Source organism: Mesorhizobium sp. M7A.F.Ca.CA.001.08.2.1 (genome assembly GCF_003998455.1).
GTDB lineage: Bacteria > Pseudomonadota > Alphaproteobacteria > Rhizobiales > Rhizobiaceae > Mesorhizobium > Mesorhizobium ciceri.
On sequence record NZ_RZPW01001065.1, the window covers coordinates 1 to 1,613 of the forward strand.

Sequence of the window (1,613 nt, forward strand, 5' to 3'; positions counted from 1 at the left end):
GACGCAATCCTCCCCCATCTCGTCATAGAGATGCAGGATCACTTCGGTGTCGCTGGTTGTCCGGAAATGGCGGCCTTTCGCGCGAAGCTGCTCGCGCAGTTCCACATAGTTGAAGATCTCGCCGTTGAAGGCGATCGTCAGATCGCCCGTCGCATCGGACATCGGCTGCTGGCCGTCCCCGAGACCGACGATGGACAGCCGCGCATGGCCGAGGCCGGCCGCCTTTGTGGTGAAGAACCCCTGCTCATCGGGGCCGCGATGCGCAATGGCAGCCGTCATCCTTTCAAGGAGCGCCCTCCCATCCCGGACAGTGCCGAAATAGCCGCTAAAACCGCACATGCCGAGATATTTCCAAGTCCACCAGCGCGGCCCGGACTATAGCCGCCAAGATATCGGTAGGTGTTAAATATTTGGGACTATTCATGAGAATGGTAAATTTTGAGCGGCCGCCGACGGCTGATTCCTTGCGTGAGCATTGGATCTGCCGCGAGATGAGGGCAATGAAGCTTTTGGCGTCGTGTTCGCATGATGTTCACGGGGTCTGAGGGGCAGGCCCTCATCGCCTTCTGTCGAGGGCTAGGTCTGGGACTTCTCAAGGTCTGTCGTTGTCGGGGAAAGTGGTCCGCGCGGCAGAATGAAATCTACGACGGTGCCATTGCCGGAATTGAGGCAGGCGTGGCCGCATGCCGCCTTGGCGTAACGGCAAGCGATCTGTACAAGGCAGTCCTCGATGTTCTTGACGGCCGCGGAATTTTTTGCGGCTACCCAATCTATGGCCATTCCTTCGGACTGGGCTGGGGCGGACCATGGTTAGTGCCAGATAACAGCTTCAAGGTTGGAGCCGGGATGGCCATCGCCGTCGAGTGCATGGCGGGCCGCGAAGACGTCGGCTATGTCAAGTTCGAGCACAATTGTCCATCCTGATCGCACCGAGCTCATTTCCACCTGTCCGGCGAGGCTCTGAAGACTTGCCCTCAAACGCATGCCCAAAACACAGCTGGTATTGGTAGCAATCCGAGCGGACCAGGCGAGGCTGCCTCACTGCCGGGTAGCGAGAGAACCCACTTGGTGAACTCACGCGTGCGCCTGACATTCCGGGCACCGTGGACACGCGTCAAGCCGAGAGGATACTGCGCGAGCGATATCGAGTCCATGTCAAGTACCGCAATGTAGAGAACGTCGCGACTGCGCGTTTCTTTCCAGTTTTACATGCACGAGGACGAACCAGATATTGTTGCCGAAGGTCGAAACCAGCCGTCGCTGACACTCATGGGAGTATGGCGGTCCCGAACAGGATGCCGTGACGCCCGACCGTGGTGATCGGGTCCGGCAGCTTCCACATGGCGGGTCTTTCTTCTCGATGCGAGCGACCTGGCGCCAGGCACAATCCCATTGTCCTTCCTCACCCTCGCAGCGGTTGCCGGCTGGCGGCAGCAATGCGCCTGATCTCGGAGTTCGGCAAACTTTACCTTCGCCCGAAAGCGGACGGTCTGCCAAAGGTAACATGACTGCGTTGCTGGACGACGGGCCTGATCCAGCAATGACCCCGTATGTCAGGTTCCAACAGTATGGGAGGTTGTCCTGTCGATTATCATTGCCGTCGTCCTTCTTAC

1 protein-coding gene and 1 pseudogene are annotated in these 1,613 nt (G+C 58.8%); one reads left to right on the plus strand and one right to left on the minus strand.

Annotated features, from left to right (window positions below; all coding sequences use genetic code 11):
- A pseudogene (locus EN914_RS34760) lies at positions 1–339 on the minus strand (asparagine synthetase B); the annotation flags it as partial.
- Positions 340–525: 186 nt separating this feature from the next.
- Between EN914_RS34760 and EN914_RS34765 the strand changes: the two are divergent.
- The gene (locus EN914_RS34765) at positions 526–924 is read left to right on the plus strand and encodes a M24 family metallopeptidase (RefSeq protein ID WP_024505323.1); all 399 of its coding nucleotides are present in this window, start codon (positions 526–528) and stop codon (positions 922–924) included.
- Positions 925–1,613: the final 689 nt, after the last annotated feature.

What these genes read in the sequence shown, in the direction of transcription:
- EN914_RS34765 (WP_024505323.1), top strand. Translation starts at nt 526, where the DNA reads ATGATGTTCACGGGGTCTGAGGGGCAGGCCCTCATCGCCTTCTGTCGA.